Annotated in this window: 18 protein-coding genes; 2 read left to right on the top strand and 16 right to left on the bottom strand. The window is 56.0% G+C overall.

Translation table 11 applies throughout. The features are described from left to right. Nucleotides 1–8: 8 nt before the first annotated feature. The 7 genes from tap to L2Y28_RS13205 all read right to left on the bottom strand — a co-directional run bounded on the left by tap (nucleotide 9) and on the right by L2Y28_RS13205 (nucleotide 8,631). A complete protein-coding gene (tap, locus tag L2Y28_RS13175) occupies nucleotides 9–1,610 on the bottom strand; it encodes a methyl-accepting chemotaxis protein IV (protein WP_022648502.1) in 1,602 nt (533 codons plus the stop codon). Nucleotides 1,611–1,654: 44 nt separating this feature from the next. Next, on the bottom strand, nucleotides 1,655–3,322 hold the full coding sequence (gene tar, locus L2Y28_RS13180; protein WP_022648503.1) for a methyl-accepting chemotaxis protein II: 1,668 nt from the start codon (nucleotides 3,320–3,322) through the stop codon (nucleotides 1,655–1,657). Nucleotides 3,323–3,408: 86 nt separating this feature from the next. Next, nucleotides 3,409–4,371, bottom strand: a complete 963-nt coding sequence (locus L2Y28_RS13185) for a spore coat U domain-containing protein (protein ID WP_022648504.1) — start codon at nucleotides 4,369–4,371, stop codon at nucleotides 3,409–3,411. After that, complete coding sequence (locus tag L2Y28_RS13190) at nucleotides 4,368–6,752, bottom strand: fimbria/pilus outer membrane usher protein (protein WP_022648505.1); 2,385 nt, start codon at nucleotides 6,750–6,752, stop codon at nucleotides 4,368–4,370. Before L2Y28_RS13190 ends, L2Y28_RS13185 begins: the two co-directional genes overlap by 4 nt. After that, nucleotides 6,728–7,489, bottom strand: a complete 762-nt coding sequence (locus L2Y28_RS13195) for a molecular chaperone (RefSeq protein WP_022648506.1) — start codon at nucleotides 7,487–7,489, stop codon at nucleotides 6,728–6,730. The genes L2Y28_RS13190 and L2Y28_RS13195 overlap by 25 nt, the downstream gene beginning before the upstream one ends. Before the next feature lie 16 nt (nucleotides 7,490–7,505). Next, entirely contained in the window at nucleotides 7,506–8,051 is a 546-nt protein-coding gene (locus tag L2Y28_RS13200; protein ID WP_022648507.1) for a spore coat U domain-containing protein, read from the bottom strand. Nucleotides 8,052–8,058: 7 nt separating this feature from the next. Then, nucleotides 8,059–8,631 carry a spore coat protein U domain-containing protein gene (locus L2Y28_RS13205; RefSeq protein WP_022648508.1) on the bottom strand — a complete coding sequence of 191 codons (573 nt, stop codon included), beginning with the start codon at nucleotides 8,629–8,631 and terminating at the stop codon, nucleotides 8,059–8,061. A gap of 427 nt (nucleotides 8,632–9,058) precedes the next feature. Between L2Y28_RS13205 and L2Y28_RS13210 the strand changes: the two genes are divergently transcribed. After that, complete coding sequence (locus tag L2Y28_RS13210) at nucleotides 9,059–10,318, top strand: dicarboxylate/amino acid:cation symporter (protein ID WP_022648509.1); 1,260 nt, start codon at nucleotides 9,059–9,061, stop codon at nucleotides 10,316–10,318. A gap of 96 nt (nucleotides 10,319–10,414) precedes the next feature. On the opposite strand, the gene cheW is transcribed toward L2Y28_RS13210, so the two are convergent. The 6 genes from cheW to flhD all read right to left on the bottom strand — a co-directional run bounded on the left by cheW (nucleotide 10,415) and on the right by flhD (nucleotide 15,820). Further along, nucleotides 10,415–10,918 carry a chemotaxis protein CheW gene (cheW, locus tag L2Y28_RS13215; protein ID WP_003859699.1) on the bottom strand — a complete coding sequence of 168 codons (504 nt, stop codon included), beginning with the start codon at nucleotides 10,916–10,918 and terminating at the stop codon, nucleotides 10,415–10,417. 19 nt (nucleotides 10,919–10,937) lie between these two features. Further along, nucleotides 10,938–12,947: a chemotaxis protein CheA gene (cheA, locus tag L2Y28_RS13220; RefSeq protein ID WP_022648510.1), complete on the bottom strand. Its 2,010-nt coding sequence runs from the start codon at nucleotides 12,945–12,947 to the stop codon at nucleotides 10,938–10,940. 4 nt (nucleotides 12,948–12,951) lie between these two features. Then, nucleotides 12,952–13,881: a flagellar motor protein MotB gene (gene motB, locus L2Y28_RS13225; RefSeq protein ID WP_022648511.1), complete on the bottom strand. Its 930-nt coding sequence runs from the start codon at nucleotides 13,879–13,881 to the stop codon at nucleotides 12,952–12,954. Continuing rightward, complete coding sequence (gene motA, locus L2Y28_RS13230; RefSeq protein WP_236919553.1) at nucleotides 13,878–14,765, bottom strand: flagellar motor stator protein MotA; 888 nt, start codon at nucleotides 14,763–14,765, stop codon at nucleotides 13,878–13,880. Before motA ends, motB begins: the two co-directional genes overlap by 4 nt. 123 nt (nucleotides 14,766–14,888) lie before the next feature. Beyond that, nucleotides 14,889–15,467, bottom strand: a complete 579-nt coding sequence (gene flhC, locus L2Y28_RS13235; protein WP_022648512.1) for a flagellar transcriptional regulator FlhC — start codon at nucleotides 15,465–15,467, stop codon at nucleotides 14,889–14,891. Nucleotides 15,468–15,469: 2 nt separating this feature from the next. Beyond that, a complete protein-coding gene (flhD, locus tag L2Y28_RS13240) occupies nucleotides 15,470–15,820 on the bottom strand; it encodes a flagellar transcriptional regulator FlhD (RefSeq protein ID WP_003859693.1) in 351 nt (116 codons plus the stop codon). Nucleotides 15,821–16,616: 796 nt separating this feature from the next. On the opposite strand from flhD, the gene uspC reads away from it, so the two are divergent. Then, nucleotides 16,617–17,045 (top strand): universal stress protein UspC, encoded by a 429-nt coding sequence (gene uspC / locus L2Y28_RS13245; protein ID WP_022648513.1) that lies wholly within the window; start codon nucleotides 16,617–16,619, stop codon nucleotides 17,043–17,045. Between the two features lie 15 nt (nucleotides 17,046–17,060). Here the strand turns inward: uspC and otsA are convergent, their stop codons facing one another. The 3 genes from otsA to araH all read right to left on the bottom strand — a co-directional run bounded on the left by otsA (nucleotide 17,061) and on the right by araH (nucleotide 20,397). Further along, entirely contained in the window at nucleotides 17,061–18,485 is a 1,425-nt protein-coding gene (gene otsA / locus L2Y28_RS13250) for an alpha,alpha-trehalose-phosphate synthase (protein ID WP_022648514.1), read from the bottom strand. Continuing rightward, nucleotides 18,460–19,263, bottom strand: coding sequence for a trehalose-phosphatase (otsB, locus tag L2Y28_RS13255; protein WP_022648515.1), 804 nt, complete (start codon nucleotides 19,261–19,263; stop codon nucleotides 18,460–18,462). Before otsB ends, otsA begins: the two co-directional genes overlap by 26 nt. Before the next feature lie 153 nt (nucleotides 19,264–19,416). Beyond that, nucleotides 19,417–20,397, bottom strand: a complete 981-nt coding sequence (araH, locus tag L2Y28_RS13260; protein WP_022648516.1) for an arabinose ABC transporter permease AraH — start codon at nucleotides 20,395–20,397, stop codon at nucleotides 19,417–19,419. Nucleotides 20,398–20,399 lie beyond the last annotated feature (2 nt).

Here is a 20,399-nt window from a genome sequence, read left to right on the forward strand (position 1 = left end):
AATCACATTCAGGATACAACGGGCACGGCCTGTGACCGTCCGACTTCTGTTACTGCTTCAACGTGCTCTTTCACATTAAATACGGCGACCAACCCGGTAAGGTGATCCGCCTGGTTTGCCAGCTGATCGGTAGCCGCCGCCGCCTCTTCCACCAGTGAGGCGTTCTGCTGCGTAACCTGATCCATCTGTGTAACGGCCTGCGCCACCTGCTCAATACCACGGCGTTGTTCATCAGACGCCGAGGCAATCTCGCCCATAATGTCGTTAACCCGCGTCACGGAGGTGACAATCTCGTGCATGGTCTGCGCGGCGGTATCCACCAGCGCGGAGCCCTGCTGAACGCGGGAGACCGACTCTTCTATCAGCCCTTTGATCTCTTTCGCCGCGTTGGCGCTGCGACTGGCGAGGTTTCGGACTTCACCGGCAACCACCGCGAACCCGCGCCCCTGCTCTCCGGCACGCGCCGCTTCAACGGCCGCGTTCAGCGCCAGAATATTGGTCTGGAACGCGATACCGTCGATGACGCTGATAATGTCGCCAATTTTCTGCGAGCTGGCGGCAATCTGCTGCATCGTGCTGGCGACGTGAGAAGCCTGGTCGCCCCCACGTTTCGCCGTCATCGCCGCCTGTTTTGACAAGTCGGACGCCTGACGCGCGTTATCGGCGTTCTGGCTTACCGTCGCGGTCAGTTGCTCCATGCTGGCCGCCGTCTGCGCCAGCGATGCCGCCTGCTGTTCGGTGCGGGATGAGAGATCGTTATTGCCTGCCGCAATCTCTGAGATCCCGGTATGCATGGCGTAACTGCCCTGACGAACGTTGCTTACCGTTTCCCGCAGCGAACTCTGCATCGCCTTCAGGCTGGCAAAAATCGCTGATATTTCATTCCTGCCATACACGGCCACCGGACGCGCCAGGTCTCCCTTCGCAATACTGTCGAAGTGGCTGCTGACGATCGCCAGCGGCTGGACGATCATTTTGCGCGACCACCACAGCGAGCCGCCGGTCAGCAGGGCGGCCAGGATCACCATGGTCAGGAAAATCACCCCTGACATGCGGTAGCTGGTACGGCTGTCCGCACCGGCACGCGCCACAAACTGGTTAATATCCTGCTGCCATGCGTTAAAGCTGTCGTCAAATGCCGCCTGAGACGCCTGCACCGGCGCGGTCAGGAAGTCAGAAAGCTGGTTGTTCTCCAGCCACGTCGCCTGATGGTCGAGATCGCCGTACCACACATCAAAGGTCTTTTTCATGGCGACTTTCAGCGTTTTCTCTTTCTCACTCACCGCCTCCTGCGCCGTAAACGTCTTAAACTGCGCGTCGGCCTGCTTCAGGCTGCTGCGGGCCACGACCATCAGCGCCTTAATATCATCCGGCGGATAGCTCAGCGCGGTTAACGTCCCTGCTTTGTTCAGCGCAGTGCTTGCCTGCAACAGCACGGCACGCGTTTGTGCCAGTGCGGAGCGCTGCTGATTACTCGTCTCAACTTCCTGCAAATTCTGATAGCCATCGCGAAACGCCCAAAAAGACAACCCGTTACTGCCAACCTGTAAAACCCCACACAGGATCAGAATCAAAAACAGTGTGGTCGAGATACGAATACGATTTAACATCCACGCTCCCATCAAGCGGCAAGCAGCCGCGGTTTAATTGTCAGTCAAAATGTTTCCCAGTTTTCATCTTGTCCGGTCACCGCTGCGCGCGTAGGTGTTGTCACGGGCGCCGGGGTTGCTTCGCTGTACGCTGACCGCGAGCTGACCGTATTTGTTGTTTTTGAAGTAAGACGGAACGCCGAGACGGCCATTTTCAGGCGGCTCGCCTGATCCTCAAGCGCAGCGGCCGCGGCAGCGGACTCCTGCACCAGGGCGGCGTTTTGCTGCGTCACACGATCCATTTCCGATACCGCCAGAGCGACCTGGTCAATACCACGACTCTGCTCATCCGATGCAGAGGCGATTTCACCCATGATGTCCGTCACGCGCGTCACGGCATTCACGATGTCATTCATGGTTTCACCCGCACTTTCCACCAGCACCGAGCCGGTATCCACGCGTGAAACAGAGTCTTCAATCAGGGCTTTGATCTCTTTCGCCGCATTGGCGCTGCGGCTGGCGAGGTTACGTACTTCGCCAGCGACCACGGCAAACCCACGTCCCTGCTCGCCCGCACGCGCCGCTTCAACGGCCGCGTTCAGCGCGAGAATGTTGGTCTGGAAGGCGATGCCGTCGATAACGCTGATGATATCGGCGATTTTCTTCGAGCTGTCGGCAATGTCATGCATGGTTTTCACCACGCCGTCGACCACCCGACCGCCGCGCTGGGCGGTGTCGGACGCGCTTTCTGCAAGCTGCGACGCCTGACGGGCGTTGTCGGCATTCTGCTTCACGGTCGCGGTGAGCTGCTCCATGCTTGCCGCCGTCTCTTCCAGAGCGGACGCCTGCTGTTCGGTACGGGACGAGAGATCGTTGTTGCCCATCGCGATTTCACTCGTGCCGGTATAGATGGCATCCGCCCCCTCGCGCACGTTGGCGACGGTATCAATCAGCGAACGCTGCATATGGTCGACGCTGGTCGCCAGCTCGGTGATCTCGTTGCGACCAGAAACGGTCAGCGTTTTCGTGAGATCGCCCCGGCCAATATCGCGGATATGGGCAATGACGCGGCCAAGCGGATTAAGAAGGATATGACGAATGCCGTACCACACGGCCACCAGCACGATGACCAGCGCGAGGGCGAGCACCGCCATCTGCCATTTCGCGAAACGGTAGTCGTTCTGGCTTTGCGTAAAGGCGGAGTGATAAAGCTCGCCGCTGGCTTTGGCGTACTCGCCGAGCGCCGCGCCGAGGGCGTTCTGCATGCCCTGGGTCGGCTGCGCGAAATAGGCGTCCATATTGCCCTTCTCCAGGAACTGCACCAGCTCCGTGAGGCCGGCGAAGTAGGCCTGATATTTTTCATCTATGTTCGCGCTCGCCTGCGCCATTGCGGGCTGAGGGGCGATTTTTTTGAAGGCCTCGTAATGTTTCGCCGCGTCTGCCAGCGTGGCGCGCGCATTCTTCAGCAGTTCCGTTTTTGCGCTGCTCTGCTGGTTGTTCGGATCCATCATCATGCGGGCAGACGAGCGGCTCAGATTGATACGCGTCTGCAACATCAGATCCCAGGTTGTGGTCAGTTCGCTTTGCTGCATCCGCAAATCGTTCGAGGCCGCGAAGCTGTCCTGGTTCTGTTTTAACGAGGAGAAAAAGAGGCCGCCAGAAATAAGCTGAAGAAGTGCGAAAATGACCAGCACCATCATAAGCATTGTGACAACGCGGATACGGTTCAACATACAACACCTTCTCATCGATTGATTAACGGTGTTATCGGCAGGGGCCACGGGAACTTTACATTTGCGAAAGGGAAAAGCGCGGGGTGTCAGAACGCGACGTCAACGATCAGCGTGTCGGTGTAGGTTCCGGCAGGAGGCGTGGCCTGGCTGGTCAGGACCTTAGCGCTGTAGTTATAGGTGCGTAAAAGCCCGTCGGTACTGACCTGGGATGAGCTGGCGCTGGCCCAGCGCTCGCCGCCACTGCCGCCCCAGCGGTTGCTGGTCGCCTCTTTATAGATGTCGTAACTCATAAAATTGCTGCCGCTAACCATACGACGAACGTTGTTCAGGGCGTTTGCTCCATTATTAATGCCTATGGTGTAGGTGCTGCCCTTGGTGCAGGTGACGGCGATCGACTGCGAAACGGTGGGAAAATTTTGCACCAGCGGCGCGCTGTTAAAATTCACGTCCGGCGTGGTCATCGTGCTGCAATCGTTGGTGACGGTCATGTTGAGGAGAATGGAGGTAGTTGCCGTGCCGGTTTGCGGGGTCAGGCATAGCCCGCCCGCGCCAACGGCGCACACGTTGTAGTTGATGCTGAACGTTAACAACACCTGGTACGGCCCGGCCGTGACGTTCTGCCCCGGCACAGTACGAAAATAAAGCGGAATGTTGTAGCGCCTTGACCCCAGCAGCCCGAGCAGGGTGTTGCCATTCCAGGTATAGGTTTTGCTGATTTGTACTTCACTGTTTCCGCCGCAGCCAGTGGCACCGCACAGGCGCGTGGGGATAACGTCCGCGATGGCCGCATTATCGGTACGTTTCATGGTGGCGCGGCTGTTGGCGGCTATCGACGCCGAGGTGTAGGTCAGCGTCACCGAGTCGTTGGTTAGCAGGTTGAGAACAGTATCGCAGGACACCACCAGCGTGCCGGTGGTTTGCACCTCCCCCGTACTGCTCAGGGCGAATGAGGTGACGCTGCCAAACGAGGCGTTCACCGTACTGACGGTGCAGGCCGCCCAGCCGCTGCCCGAGAACAGCAGCAGTATGGCTATCAACAGGCGTTTCACGGTGCCTCCCGGCAGGTCAGCGGACCGTAGGTTTGCAGCTTATGCTCGGGATTTTCGCCCACGTTCAACGTTGCGATACAGCGTTTACCGTCCGGGGTGATGACCTCCAGAGGATTCACATCGTTGAGGTTTTCCAGCCAGGCGAGGCCGTCGTAGCCAACAACCGCGCTACTGCGGGACGCGCGTTTGACCTGGCTTCCCACCGGGATCGCATTGCCCTGCGCGTCATGCAGGATCACGCTGGCAACCCGCTCCTGCTCCATCGGGAAATCCACCAGATAACCGTTATGCCGACGAATCGCCACCCGACGCTCGGTCTCTTTCAGCCGGGTATCCGCAGGTAAGTTCAGGGTATCAATGCGGTAGCTCGCCGGGTAATAGGCGGAAACGCCGCTGACCAGCAGATAACCTTTATTATTGGTTTTACCAACCGGCTGGTTCTCGTAGCTGACGGGTACGTCCGGATGTCCGTCGGTGCTGATCACCACAAACGCATCGTTGATTTTGTTCGCCGCAAACAGCTCACCGTCCATCAGGACGACAGAGCCCATCGCCTCGCCCCACCAGGTCATCATCCCCTTCTCACCGTAGCCGCCGCCCTGAAGCTCAACATTGTTATTCCGCCAGCCGAGCGTGGCCTGTTGATAGTTACTCGACCACGACTGGTTGGCCCAGGCCATGTTCCAGCTAAAGCCGCCGTCAGACGGCATCGAGTGGTTGTAGTTAATGCGTTGAGTGCTGCCTGCGTCAGGCGTGTTTTCAAAGGTAACGGCGGCGCTGTCACGTTCGCCCAGAGGGACCTGCAACGACAGCGCAACCGTCCAGTCGTCCCGCTGCTGGTCACGGCTGGCCGCCAGGTAAATACTGCTTGAGCGCCACAGATTTCGGCTCCAGGAGAGGTTAAGCAGCTCGGTTTTCCGGCTGTCAAAACTCTCCACGCCGATCCACGCCGCACCGATATTGCCGTAATCACCGAGGTTAAAGGTTAAGGAGTACTGGTCGGTATTGCGGCTCAGGCTGGCAACGGGGTTATCATATTCATCATAAACGGTGGGCTGATCGTACAGGGCGAGGTTGCCGAAGCCGCGGTCGCGTCGGGTATGCTGGGTCGCTACGCTAAACTCGCTGGTGCTGTACTGATAGCCCCAGTTCATCTGGCCCCCTTCGTCGCCGCGCATCCGGCTTTGGGTATAAGACGTATTCACCACGCCAAAACGCCCGAGCTTCAGCACCGTGCCCGCGCCGCCGAGCGCCAGCGACTCCGCCCCTTCCGCATGCCCCTCCAGCGTCAGCCAGTCGGTCACCCCGTAGCGATACGATCCGCTGCCCGCCGCCGGGCCATAGTCAAAATTCTCTATACCGTAGTTGCGCCGCAGGCTGCCCAGCGTCACGGCGCCGTCGCTTAACCCCTGCTTCAGCAGATCGCTGCTGACATAAAACGGCAGCGTGGTGCTCACCTGACGTCCCAGCGCGTCGGTGGTGACCAGTACCGCATCCCCTGCGCCGTTGATGTACGGCAGATTAGTGAGGGTAAACGGCCCCGGCTGAAGGCGGGTGGAGCCGGAACGGTAGCCATTAATAAAGAGATCGACCGAGGTCGGGACGGCCGCCTCACCGGAAAACGCCGGCAGCGGCCAGGTCACCAGATCCGGACGCAGGGAGAAGTCGCGCCCGTAGCTGATCCCGCCCATCCGCACGCTGGTGCTCCAGCTCAGCGCATCGCTGATGACGTCCCCGACGGTCCAGGTGGTGGCATCCTCCTCGTTGGTGATCAGCAGGGTTGAGTCATAGCGCACGTATCCTTCCTGCTGCCCGCTGCTTCCGGCGAAATTTTGTCGGGCGTACCCTGTCGAAGAAAACGAATAGTCTTCGTTGAAATAGCGGAACTCATGCCACACCGACGCCTGGCCGCCCGTATGTTCGGTATGGTTGGTATAAACGTCGTAGTTGAGCAGCGCGCCCCGGCCATAATGCGGCTTGCTTTGCGCGCTCTGACCGCTAAACGACGTGATCCGTGCCGCAACCCAGTCCCGGGGGACCGTCAGCATGAGCCGCTGGGCGCTGCTGTCATACTCTACGCGTACCGATGAGAGCGTTGAAAGGTTCACCTCTCCGGCAGGCACATGCTCCTGCGGCAGTCCGGCGCGAAGCAAATCCGCTCCTGAAATAAACCAGGCGCCCTCGCGCTGCGTCACCGGCACCACCAGACCCGTGTCATAGTGGTTCAGCACCAGGGCGAGCTGGAATACAGCTTCGCCGTTCATCGTCCGCGCGTCCGGCGGCGGCGGTAAACTGTCGTCGCCGGTTTCGGCAAATGCGCTGGTACTGACGCAAAGCAGGATCATCATCGCCGGTTTCAGTTGACGGGCGTCGATTGCCATTGCGTATCCCTGGCATTAATTTGCGCGCTCATCCGATTCGGCTGATAAATCCCTGCCGGAAGCGGCCAGCTTCGGGTGCTGCCTGGCAGCACATAACCCAGCAGCCCCTCGGCAACCGTGCGTTTTTGCCCGCCCTGCTCAACCGCAACCTGGCTGAGCCTGACGTGAACCTGCCCCTGATTGCGGACCTCAAGCGCGGGTTTCCCCTCCTCCTGAATGACCCGCCAGTTGAGCTGCTGAGTGTTCGCCAGCGCGTGATGCTCTCCTTCGTTGAGGGTGGGGATCCCCTGTCCATAAACAAATAAGGGAATGGAATAGCGCATTTGCAGTTTGAGGCCCATAGACGGTTCCGCTTTGGCATCCGGCTGGGGAATCTCATCCACAATGATACGGTAGGCTTGCTCGACGCCGGACGGGATCGTCCCCTGCTTAATCAGGCGAATAAGCTGTTTACTGCCTTTAGCGATAGTCACGATCGGCGGGCTGGCGACCACATCCTGCTGGGCGGTGTAACGCTCATATCCGCCCTCCTGTTTCCAGCGCACAATGCGTATCTGCATTGTCGTGGCGCTGTTGCCCTGATTCTGGATCCACAATTCAGTTGCTCTGGCGTCTGCCGAAAGCCACGGATCGATAGGCCAAAGAAGAATGGTTGCGGCTGCTTGCGCCTTAACCGCTGTAAGGGCCGTTATCCCCAACAGACTCAACAGGCCTGACCGCCTGAAAAATGGCTTCATCAATGCTCTCCCTTTCCTACCATGACAAGGTCACGGTGAGTTGATCTGAATACGTTCCTGACGGGCTAAACCCGGTCAAAAGCGCGACGCCAAAAAGAGGCAGCGCGATGTTATTGCTGTTGGTATAGGTAATCGGTATTGCCTGGTTAACCCCAATTTCACTGTTTGCGGCCAGAGAGCTGCTGCTGTAGAGCCGGTAACCGACCACCTCTGTCCCGCCTGAACGCGTCATCCGCCGCACAGAGCTATAATTCTGACCGCCATTAATGCTCATACTTAGCGCCACACCCGGTGTGCAGGCGATGGACAACGCGCCGTCGGCAACAAAGCTGGTGCTGACCGGTGCGCTCTCCACGCCGCTGCGGGTCCCGAAATTCAGCGTACCGAAACGCCCGCCGGTGCCGGTGCTCACCGAGCATCCAGGCACAACCGTCGCGCTCACCCTGAATGACTGAGACGTCACCGCCCCGGCGTCTGGGATCAACATCAGCCCGACCAACAGGGTCAAAAAAGGGTGCACGACGCCCTCTGCGCTGTCGCGCAGACATAACAATGCCTTCATGGCTGAATCAGTAGGTGACGCTGACGTTAATCGTGTCGGTATAGGTTCCCGGTACGACCGTCACGCTATTGCCGCCGCCCGTAATGCGTGCATAGAGGGTGTAGCTATCCACCCCACCCGCAGTAGAGGCGACCGGCAACGCGGCATTGTTCGCAACCACGTTGTTGTAACCGCTATCGCTGAACAGGCTGTAGGCAACGCCCTGCGCCGCATTGGCGGTGTTGACCAGATAGCGGCCCGGCGTACCTGGGGTGCCGACAACGGTTCCGGGTGCGGTAGCGTTAGTGTTGCCGGTGATCGCCACCGTGTAACTGGCAGTGGTACATTGAATGGTAAAGGTGTTTCCTCCGCTGGCACCGGTTAACTGGGTTGTCAGGGTGGAGAATGTTGCAGGATGAGTGCCGAAATCGAGCGTCCCGAAGTTAATGCCGTTTTGCGTTGGCGAGCCGTTGATCAAGCAGCCGTTGGTCAGCGTCAACGTCGCGCCGATAGTGCCGCTACTGGTGACCGCGAGAGCCTGACCGACCGTTGCCGCCGTCAGCAGCGTTCCCGCGCAGATAAAAAGAAGTTTTCTTTTCATTTACCACCCTCCAGAAGAAATATAGGTTCGCTTGCCATATTTTATTCATACTGTTCAGTATGTTAGCCCCGCTTAAACATTCCCCGGCGCGGTTACTGAGAATTTAGTTTATGGTTAGCACTTCAACCACTTTCATCAAAAAGAGGGCAACCCCGCTCGAATTAACAGGTTATTAACAAACATTACAAAGGGTTAGCAAAAAAAAATGGGCATTATTCTTGCTTAACTTGAGGATATATCGCCTGTAGTGTGATCTGAGTCACAATATATCGTCATGATAAAAACAACGAATTTCATAAAAATTAAAAACAAGTTGTAACTCAAGCAGCTATACTTCAATTTATGCCCCGAATATTTTCCTGCGCTTAAATAAAAATTTTGTATGCATTGACGCAGGAAACTCTTTTAGCGCATAGAGGATCTTTTTGTGGCAAGTGCAAACAAACTCACGCTCTTCATCGTGATTTTCATGCTGGCGGGCATTCTTTCCGGTGCGGCGATCCATGAGTATGCTTCGCCCGACGCGATACAGGCCTGGTCGGAGAACATCACCCTGCTGACCGATATTTTCCTGCGGCTGATCAAGATGGTGATAGCCCCGCTGGTGTTCAGCACCCTGACGGTGGGCATTATGAGGCTGGGTGAAACGTCTACGATTGGGCGCGTCGGGGGTAAAGCGATGGTGTGGTTTATCAGCTCATCCGTACTTTCCATTCTGGTGGGGCTGTTTATTGTTACCCTTGAACAACCCGGCAGCGGTCTGAACCTGAGCATTCCGACAGAGACGGTTGATACCGGCCTGGCCGTGAGCGGGATGTCGCTGAAAGCCTTCCTGTCACACACCATTCCAACCAGCATTGCCGGCGCGATGGCGAACAATGAGATCCTGCAAATTGTGGTCTTCTCGATGTTCTTCGGCATTGGCGGCGCGTCACTGGGCCAAAAATTCAACGCCCCGCTGGTCGCGGCGCTGGATGTGGTATCCCACATTATGCTGAAGGTGACGGGCTACGTGATGTACGTTGCGCCGCTGGCCATTTTCGCGGCGATTTCGTCCGTCATTGCCACCCAGGGGCTGGGCATTTTGCTGAACTATGCCTCGTTTATTGGCGGTTATTATGTGGCGATCCTCCTGACCTGTCTTGTATTGCTGGCCGTGGGTTACATGGTACTGAAGAAAGAGATTTTCCGTCTGGTGGCGATGCTGAAAGATCCGGTGCTGGTGGCGTTTACCACCAGCAGCTCTGAAGCGGCATACCCAAAAACGCTGGAGCAGTTAGCGCGCTTTGGTTGTTCACGGAATATCGCCTCTTTCGTCCTGCCGATCGGCTACTCGTTTAACCTGGTCGGCTCCATGGTGTACTGCTCGTTCGCCTCAATGTTTATTGCCCAGGCGTACAACATTCACCTGAGTTTTACCGAGGTGACGGTGCTGATGTTAACGCTGATGCTGGCCTCGAAGGGCATTGCGGGCGTACCGCGCTCGTCGCTGGTGGTGCTGGCGGCAACCATTCCGAGCTTTAACATTCCGGTAGCCGGGATCCTGCTGCTGATGGGGATTGACCATTTCCTGGATATGGGGAGATCGGCCATTAACGTGCTGGGGAACGGGATTGCGACGGCGATGCTGTCGCAGAATGAAGGGGCGCGGGAAGCGGAGGCAGAGCTGGTGGAGCAGGAGGCGTAAAGATACAAAAGAGCCGGGTGGCGCTGGCGCGTACCCGGCCTACGTGTTGGAGCCATTTGTAGGCCGGGTAAGGCGAAGCCGCCACCCGGCATTATTTTATGCCACGTGATTCGCCGCAATATCCAGCAGCGCCATCTCTTCGCTGTTCAGCAGCTTCTCAATATTCACCAGAATCAGCATACGCTCGCCGAGCGCACCCAGCCCCGTCAGGTATTCCGTCGACAGCGTGACCGCAAACTCCGGCGCAGGACGGATTTGATCGGCGGTCAGCGACAGCACATCTGACACGCCGTCCACCACAATCCCCACCACGCGCTGCCCCAGATTCAGAACAATCACCACCGTGTTATCGTTGTACTCCACATCACCCTGGCTGAACTTCACGCGCAGATCCACGATAGGCACAATCACACCGCGCAGGTTGGTCACACCCTTGATAAACGCTGGCGTGTTCGCGATGCGCGTTACCTGATCGTACCCGCGAATTTCCTGCACTTTCAGGATGTCGATACCGTACTCTTCATCACCTAAAGTGAAAACCAGGAATTCCTGCCCAGATGGCTCGCCCGCCAGTTTCGTTACGTTACTCATACCGGTCATGTTATTACCTTTTACTTAATCAGGCGGCTGTGTTCGCCACACGTTGTTCACGATTTAATCCCTGAAGTGCCGATACATCGACGATCAGCGCGACGCTACCATCACCCAGTATGGTGGCAGCAGAGATCCCCGGCACTTTGCGGTAGTTACTTTCCAGGTTCTTAACCACCACCTGATGCTGACCAATCAGCTGATCGACCAGCAGCGCGTAGCGGCGTCCGGCGCTTTGCAGGATCACAACGATACCCTGCGTGGCCTCGGTTTTTGCCCCGTCCACTTCGAACACTTTCCACAGTTCCACCAGCGGCAGGTACTCGCCGCGCACTTCGAGCACGCGCTCGCCGCCCGCCAGCGGATGCAGATCTTCTTCGCGCGGCTGGAGGGATTCCATCACCGCGTTCAGCGGCAGAATAAAGACTTCGTCCGCCACTTTAACGGACATGCCGTCAAGAATGGCCAGCGTCAGCGGCAACAGGATACGGATCGTGGTGCCCGCGCCCTGCTTAGACTGGATCTCAACGTGACCGCCCATCTCCTGAATGTTACGTTTCACCACGTCCATGCCCACGCCGCGGCCGGAAACGTCGGTGACCTGCTCTGCGGTTGAGAAGCCCGGGGCAAAAATCAGCATGCCCACTTCTTCGTCAGTCATGTTTTCGTTGACCGCCATGCCCTGCGAAATCGCCTTCGCCAGAATGCGCTCGCGGTTCAGGCCCGCGCCGTCATCGGTCACTTCGATGCAGATGTTGCCGCCCTGATGTTCTGCTGACAGGATCAGGTTGCCCACTGGCGATTTTCCGGCTGCCACGCGGTTTTCCGGCAGCTCAATGCCGTGGTCGAGGCTGTTACGCACCAGGTGCGTTAACGGGTCGATAATGCGTTCAATCAGGCTCTTATCCAGCTCGGTGGAGCTGCCCATCAGCGTGAGTTCGATCTGTTTGTTGAGCTTGCTGGCCAGGTCGCGCACCAGGCGCGGGAAGCGGCTGAAGACATATTCCATCGGCATCATGCGGATGGACATCACCGATTCCTGCAAATCGCGGGCGTTACGTTGTAACTGGCCCATGCTGGTGATGAGATCGCCGTGGGTCACTGGGTCCAGCTCGTTGGAGCGCTGGGCCAGCATCGACTGGGTGATCACCAGTTCACCCACCAGGTTGATCAGCTGATCCACTTTCTCCACCGCCACGCGAATGCTCGTTGACTCGCTGGAGCGCGCCGCCGGTTTTTCACCGCGGGCCGGGGCGGCCGTCTCTTTGGGCACGGCTTTCAGTGCAGGGGCAGCGGCAACTACCGCAGGGGCAATTTCTGCCGGCGCGGGCACTTCAACGGCCGCCGCCTCGGTTTCAAACGCAATTTGATCCGCTTCAATCACGAAGCACAGCACCGCCACAATGTCATCCTGACCGATCCCGCCGTCGAGCGTCGCGGCCAGGCTGTCTTTACCCTTCACCACGTTGCTGAGCGTCGCCAGGTTACCCAGCTCCTCTTCCAGCAGGTTGACCTCGTTCTCTTTCAGCCGTGACAGCACTACGCGCAATTTTCCTGCGGGCGCATCAGGCGCACTGTCTGGTTTGGCCGCGGCGTCAACAACGCTCAGTTTTGCCGCAGGGACAACGGGCGCAGACGCCTCACCTTTGGCTTCCAGCGCTAACTGACGCAGCGCGTTGCAGATGTATTCAAAGCTGGCGGCATCAGGCTCTGCCGAACTTTTATAGGCGTCGAGCTGTTCCTGCATAATATCTTTCGTTTCCAAAAACAGGTTGATAATGTCGGTATTGAGCTGCATCTCACCGCGTCGTGCTTCATCCAGCAGGTTTTCCATTAAATGGGTCGTTTCCTGCAAAATGGTAAATCCAAACGTTCCGGCTCCGCCTTTAATGGAATGCGCCGCACGGAAGATGGCGTTGAGCTGTTCTGAGTCCGGTGCCTCGGGCACCAGATCCAGCAAATGTTGCTCCATATCGGCCAACAATTCGTCGGCTTCATCAAAAAATGTCTGGTAAAAATCGGTAATATCCATGCTCACGCTATCACCTCGGATTGGCTGGTGGCGATGTTGGAACGGCAGCCGAAGGGACGGCCCCAGGCTGTTTTAAATCGTCCAGTGACTCATTCTGACTTTCGGCGTTTTCATGCAGGATGGCCTGCTCCGCCTGCTGGTTCAGCACTAAAAGACTGATACGACGGTTGATGGCGTCATCCGGTCCGCGGTCGGTCAGGCGCATGGTTGCAGCCATGCCGACCACGCGCAGGACCTTGCCATCATCAAGCCCACCCGCCACCAGCTCGCGACGCGAGGCGTTGGCGCGATCGGCAGAAAGCTCCCAGTTGCTGTATCCCTTCTCTCCCGTGGCGTACGGGAAATCATCCGTGTGACCGGAGAGGCTAACGCGGTTCGGAATGCCGTTCAGCACCGGTGCAATCGCACGCAGAATATCGCGCATGTAGGGCTCCACGTCGGCACTGCCGGTTTTGAACATCGGTCGGTTCTGGCTGTCGATGATCTGAATACGCAGCCCTTCCTGCACCAGGTCAATTTTCAGATGCGGACGCAGCGCGCGCAGTTTAGGGTCCGCCTCAATCAGCTGATCCAGGTCACCGCGCAGTTTTTTCAGGCGCGCCTGCTCCATCCGTTTTTTCAGCTCATCGATGTTAGGCTGTTTTTTCACTTCGCCCTGCTGCTGGGTGTAATCGTCACCGCCGCCGGGGATCGGGCTGTCGCTGTTCGATATGCGCGGCCCGCCGGTGACCGCCGTCGCCAGCGGCGTTCTGAAATATTCCGCAATCTGAATAAGCTCTTTCGGGCTGGAGATGGAGATCAGCCACATCACCAGAAAGAAGGCCATCATGGCGGTCATAAAGTCGGCGTACGCGATCTTCCATGAGCCGTGAGAACCGTGCCCGTGCCCCTTATGCTTGCGTTTTTTTACGATGACGATCGGATGGGACTGGTTTTTCATGCGTCCTCAGTTGTCGTCTGTTGGTTGGGGTTTTTCACCGCGCGCACATGCTCTTCCAGTTCGATAAACGACGGACGTTCGCTGGAGTAGAGCGTCTTACGGCCAAATTCGACGGCGATCGGTGGCGCATAACCGTTGAGGTTTGAGAGCAGCGTAATTTTCACGCACTGCATCATTTTGGTGGTTTCAGCGCTCTTCTGGCGCAGCACGCTCGCCAGCGGGGAGATAAAGCCGTATGCCAGTAAAATACCGAGGAACGTTCCCACCATTGCGTGGGCAATCAGGGCGCCCAGTTCAGCCGCCGGGCGATCCGCCGAGGCCAGGGCATGAACGACGCCCATGACCGCCGCCACGATACCGAACGCCGGAAGCGAGTCGCCCACCAGCGCCAGGCTGTTGGCCGGAACTTCGGATTCGCTCTCGTGGGTTTCGATCTCTTCGTCCATCAGGGCTTCAATTTCGAAGGTGTTCATGTTGCCGCTGATGATCAGTCGCAGGTAATCGACGATAAAATCGAGCATCATCGCGTCAGCCAAAATACGCGGGTAGCTGGCGAAAATTTCGCTCTCTTTCGGGTTTTCAATGTCCCGCTCCAGCGAGAACATTCCTTGCTGACGTGACTTCGTCATCAGGCGATAGAGCAGCGCCAGAAGATCCATATACATGCTTTTGGTGTATTTCGAGCGACGAAACAGCAGCGGAATCGCCTTCAGCGTGCCCTTGATCGATTTACCGTTGTTACCAACGATAAAAGCCCCTACCCCTGCACCGCCGATGATGACAAGTTCAGCCGGTTGATAGAGTGCTCCAAGGTGCCCGCCGGTCATCATGTAACCGCCGAAAACTGTACCGAGAACTACCAGGTAACCTAATAAGATAAGCACGACATCATCCTTCCGCTAGTGACTATGGCAGGACGTTCATTTCGAGCGCGTGACCTGAACGCAGGGTAAAAAAAAGCAGCGGTAATCGCTTACCGCTGCTGGAATCTTGCCCACAGGTTCGGGTTAAACAGCGTGTTCGATCTGTTCATCCAGCAGTTGTGGAATAATATCGGCAGCATCCCGGGAAAGTTTACGTCTTTTTACGGCTCGGGATGGAGGCTGGCATAAACTACAGGCGAAGCTGCCCGCAGGCTGGTGCGCGTGGGTAATAAAATTGCCGTCACAGCAGTTGCAGCGCGACAATTCAAGCATTCCGCTTTCAACAAAACGCACCAGCGTCCAGGCGCGGGTCAGCGCCAGCAGGGGTCCCTGTTCCTGCTGCGGGCATTGCTCAAGGTAAAGTTTGTAGGCTTTAATCACGGCATCCACGCCGCTGCATAAGCCTGTTTTAAGCAGGTACTGCCAGGCGTTACAGAACATGGAAGCATGGATGTTCTGCTCCCAGGTCATGAACCAGTCAGTCGAAAACGGCAGCATGCCTTTTGGCGGTGGGCTACCACGCAATTCTTTGTACAGCTTGATCAAACGACCACGGCTCAGTTGCGTCTCGCTTTCCAGCATTTGTAAACGCGCACCCAGCGTGATGAGTTCCATTGCCAGCTGGATATCACGGGCTTCCTGAACAATGCTTTTTTCGCTCATTGTTAAGCCCTTTTCTTCCGGGCTACGTCGTCAGGCTGGCTGATTTCGTTGAGCAGGCGGGTGGAGAGAAGAATACCGGTGTGGATCTGTTGCAGATCGTCTACGCGGGATTCCTGAGTCAGACGCGTAATGGTCTGCGGGTTATCGAAACGGAACTGGCAGACAAGCTGATTGGTTTCAGCCAGCTTGACCATCTGCGGAAGTGTTAATCCCCCCAGCATGGTTGCCATCTCTTCGTTAACACCCAGACGAAACATCGCTGACGGTTTGTCCTGACTAATCAAACGCTGCGCGAGCAATAAATACGACAAATTGATGTCGTAAATATGTTTTAGCAACTCGGATGTATGCATTTTTCCCATCCCGAATAACCAACTATTATTTTTATGCGGAAAGACCGCACCCCGTGATGTCGCCGGGAAATCACCCGGTATAAAAAGAAAAGGCCAAATGCATAGTTGAATTTAGGTTTGTACGTCGTAAAGCGCGTGACCGGTTAACATGGCCAAAATGTCGGTTACACATTTTATCTTTTCTTACAAATAACTAAGATTTTTCCTAATTCGACGCAAACTCTACTCGTCAGTTTTGACACATACAATGCAGCCCCCCCTGGAATTTAAAAAAAATGTGATCTGTGTCACATAATTTACGCGAATGTAACCCATAAATCCATCAGCGTGACTTGTAATTTGGGTGTTTTTTATCCAACCCAAGCTTGTTTATATTCTTTAGGAACGAATACTCATGCATCCTGACGGGGGAATTGGGTCTGGGAAATGTAAAGACAGGGCAAATCCGCATTGATCTGCTATGGGGAAAACTTCACGTTGAAACTACCATTAATTAATAAAGTAAAAACAGGGGGTTAACGCTGGCAACACAAAAATCAGTTTCGTTGCGTAACGATCTACGCCGGGTTGATGATGAGTTAAGGCGTGTTAACCACCCGGAAGGGAAAATGTGTAATTTACGTTAAGCTGTTAATTTTTTTCATTTAGGCCATCTTTTCAGTTATTCTTCTTATAAGAATAATTAATGAATAATTATGATAAGCTTCACACTAATGACGCATTCACCTCTTGCAGTAATGACATTTTCGCGGTAAAGCTGGGGAAACTTGTCATTCTGACATCAAAGGAGTGCGTGATGAGTTACTCCCATCTGCTTGTTTCAGTTGCTGTTTCTCCCGAAAGCCACCAGCTTGTCGCCCGAGCCGTATCCATCGCCCGCCCCGCCAATGCCCGCATCAGCCTGATCACGCTGGCTGCAGAACCCGAAATGTATAATCAGCTGGCTGCGCCGATGCTGGAAGATATACGTGAGGTATTGCAGGAGGAAACGCACCAATTCCTGCAAGAGTTGGTGGAGAGGGCAGACTATCCGATTCATCAGACCGTTATCGCGACCGGTGAATTAAGCGCGCATATACTCGACATCTGTCAGAAAGAGAATATTGACCTGGTTATTTGCGGAAATCATAACCAGAGTTTTTTTTCTCGTGCGGCATGCTCGGCAAAATCTATCGTTTCGTCAAGCCAGGTTGATGTCCTGCTGGTGCCTCTTGGGGGCAATTAATGCCCCCGGAGAAAATCAGGCGAGTTTAGGGAAGGTCGCGATCTTTTTTTGCAGATCACCTTCCTGACTTTGCGGCTGGATCGCGCGCAAATCGTCAATAAAACGCGCCTGCCAGCGGTTAATATCATTCTTCATGATGGTCTCCATCATTTCCGAATGGCGTGAAATACGTTCCGCAAGCGGCATAGTTAACGCACGGTTCAGGGCATTTGCCACGTCATCGCGATCGTAAGGGTTTACAATCAGCGCTGAGGTTAACTCGTTTGCCGCACCGGCAAATTGAGACAGCACCAGCACACCCGGGTCAGCAGGATCTTGTGCTGCAACATACTCTTTTGCCACCAGATTCATCCCGTCGCGCAGGGGCGTGACTAGCCCGACGTCCGCATAGCGGAACACTTTCATCAGAATTTTGCGCTCAAAGTGCTGATTCAAATAGAAAAGTGGTGTCCAGCCAAGCTGCCCGTAGCGCCCGTTGATGCGCCCTGCTTCGGTCTCAAGCTGGTGACGGATATCCTGATAGGCCTGAACCTCACCGCGTGAGGTCGGCGCTATCTGGGTATAACGAATCTTGCCGTGATGCTGCGGAAATTTTTCCAGCAGGGTTTCATACGCGAGGAATCGCTCCGGCAACCCTTTGGAATAATCAAGTCGTTCAACCGAAAAGATATTCTTAACGTGCTTGAGTTCATCCTTAAGCTGGGCAAGCTTCGGAGGCAATGGACCGGAGGCCTGCTCGGCAATTTCGTCTGGCTCAATACCAATCGGGTAGACCTCGGTATGGAAATTACGTCCCCACGCGGTGTGAGATTTGCCGCCGTGAGTGACCAGTCGGGTTTTACCGGACACGCTGTCGAGGAAGGCCAGCCTGTCGTTTTCCGTCTGGAAACCGAGCAGGTCGTAATCGGACAGCGCCTCAAGGATCTCTTCATGCTGCGGCAGTGCCGTGAAAATCTCCGGCGTCGGGAAAGGGATGTGCAGGAAAAAACCGATTCGGTTATTCACACCACGTTTTCGCAGCTCTCTGGCGAAAGGCAGCAGATGGTAATCGTGGATCCATAAAATATCGTCTTCTTCGATCAGCGGCAGCAGTTTATCTGCCAGCAGCGCATTAACGCGCATATAGCCTTCATAGGATTCACGCTGGAATTTCACCAGGTCCAGACGATAGTGAAACGCTGGCCACAGCACGGCGTTTGAGAACTCGGAATAATATTCATCATAGTCCTTCTCACTGAGTGCGAAGGAAGCCCACGTGATATTGCCCCGTGACACCTTTTTAAGCGGTTTCTCATCATTACTGATTTCCCCGCTCCAGCCAAACCAGAGACCACCCGCGGCTTTGAGGGCACCTAATACCCCGACCGCCAGGCCACCGGCACTGGCTTTTTTATCATCCGGCGGTGCGATGCGATTAGAGACGACGACTAAGCGACCCATAATGATTTCTCCCGTTGTTTTGCGCTATTTGTTGTTGTTGCTGGTTAGCGACATCAGATATCCACTGCCAGACGCTGGCGACGTTTTCCAGCCGCCATCCGGCAACGGTTTCACCCGGCCCTACCTTGACAGACATGCCACTGGCCTGGTTTACCACGCTGAACCCGGCCTCATCGGTCAGGTCATCCCCAAAAAATACTGGCGTACGCCCTTTAAACGGCGCTTCCGCCATAAACGCTGCAATGGCAGCGCCTTTATTAATTCCTGCTGGTTTAATCTCGACCACACATTTACCCGGCTGTAACGCCAGCTCCGGATGGGCTTCCGCCACGCTTCTTGCTACCGAAAAGATCGCCGCCTCATGGTGAGGCGCCTGACGGTAGTGCAGCGCAAAGGCCATGCCTTTGGCTTCCAGTTCCGTACCGGGAAGCAGTTCCAGAGCAGAAGAGAGTTGCGCATGCAGCGCCTGAACCAGCGTATCGGGGAGTGAAACTATATGCAGTTGATCATGGATATCGCGGCGCTCCGCTCCGTGCACACCGGCCAGCGGAAAGTGATAAGGACTGGCGAGCACATCCAGCTCGGCCATTGAGCGCCCTGAAATCAATGCCAGTGCCCCCTCGTTCTGTCGGGAGAGCTGCTGCAAATTCTCTAACACCAGATCCGGTACAACAACGTCGTCAGGATGCGGTTCAATCCCGGCGAGCGTCCCGTCGAGGTCAAAAAAGAAAGCAAATTTTCCGGGCAGTACAGGCGGTGCGGTTAACAAGTCAGCCACCCTAATCCTCCTTACAGTGAACAAAACAGCCATGTAAGTATAGACAGTGTGACGGCGCTCGCCATTTAGCAACCGGCCCGTCAGCATAACTGGCGGGCCGGTCAGGGGGTCAACTATGGTTAATAGTTGAGCAGATGAGTGGCTAAAAATAAATCAGACGGTACGCTTAGCTTTTTGCTTGTAACGGTCGAAGATCACTGCTGCCAGCAGGATCAGGCCGCGTACGACGTACTGAGAGAACGGAGAAATATTAAGCAGGTTCATGGCGTTCTCCACGGTCCCCAGAATCAGGATCCCCGCCACCACATATGAGATTTTTCCGATGCCGCCCTTGAGGGATACGCCCCCCAATACGCAGGCTGAAATGACAATCAGCTCATAACCGATAGAGGTCATTGGCTGGCCGCTGGTCATACGCGACGCCAGAATAATCCCCGCCGCTGCCGACACAAGCCCGGACAGCACGAAGATAATGATCTTGGTCCGTACGACCGGGACACCCGCCAGACGCGCCGCTTCCTCGTTCCCGCCAATCGCCAGGGTATTACGACCAAAGGTGGTGCGGTTAAGCAGGAAACCAAACAGGATCAGACAGGCTACTGTCAGCCAGATAGGCGCAGGCAAGCCCAGCCAGTTGGCATAGCCCAGCGTAAAGAAGCGCTCGTCTTCAATCCCCACCGCCTTACCGTCGGAGATGATATAGGCCAGACCGCGCACGATTTGCATGGTCGCAAGCGTCGTGATCAGGGCGTTAATCTTCAGGCGCGCAATCACAAAGCCGTTCACCAGACCGCTCAGCACGCCGAGCATCAGCCCCGCCAGCACGCCGATCCACAGGCTTTCGGTCATATTGATCACCACGGCAGTGGTGACCCCGGCACAGGCAATCACCGAGGCGACCGACAGGTCAAAATCGCCGGAGGCCAGGCAGAATAGCATTCCGCAGGCCACCATGCCGGACATGGAGATGGCCAGCCCCAGCCCCTTCATGTTGATGAAGGTCGCGAAGTTTGGCACAAAAATCGCGCACGCAACGAACAGGGCGGCAAAAACCACCAGCATGCCGTACTGGTCCCAGATGCGGCCAAAACTGAAAGCCGACTTCGGCGCTCCGGATGTAGTAACAGAGGACATCA

Source organism: Enterobacter sp. JH25 (assembly GCF_021725435.1).
Lineage (GTDB): Bacteria > Pseudomonadota > Gammaproteobacteria > Enterobacterales > Enterobacteriaceae > Enterobacter > Enterobacter intestinihominis.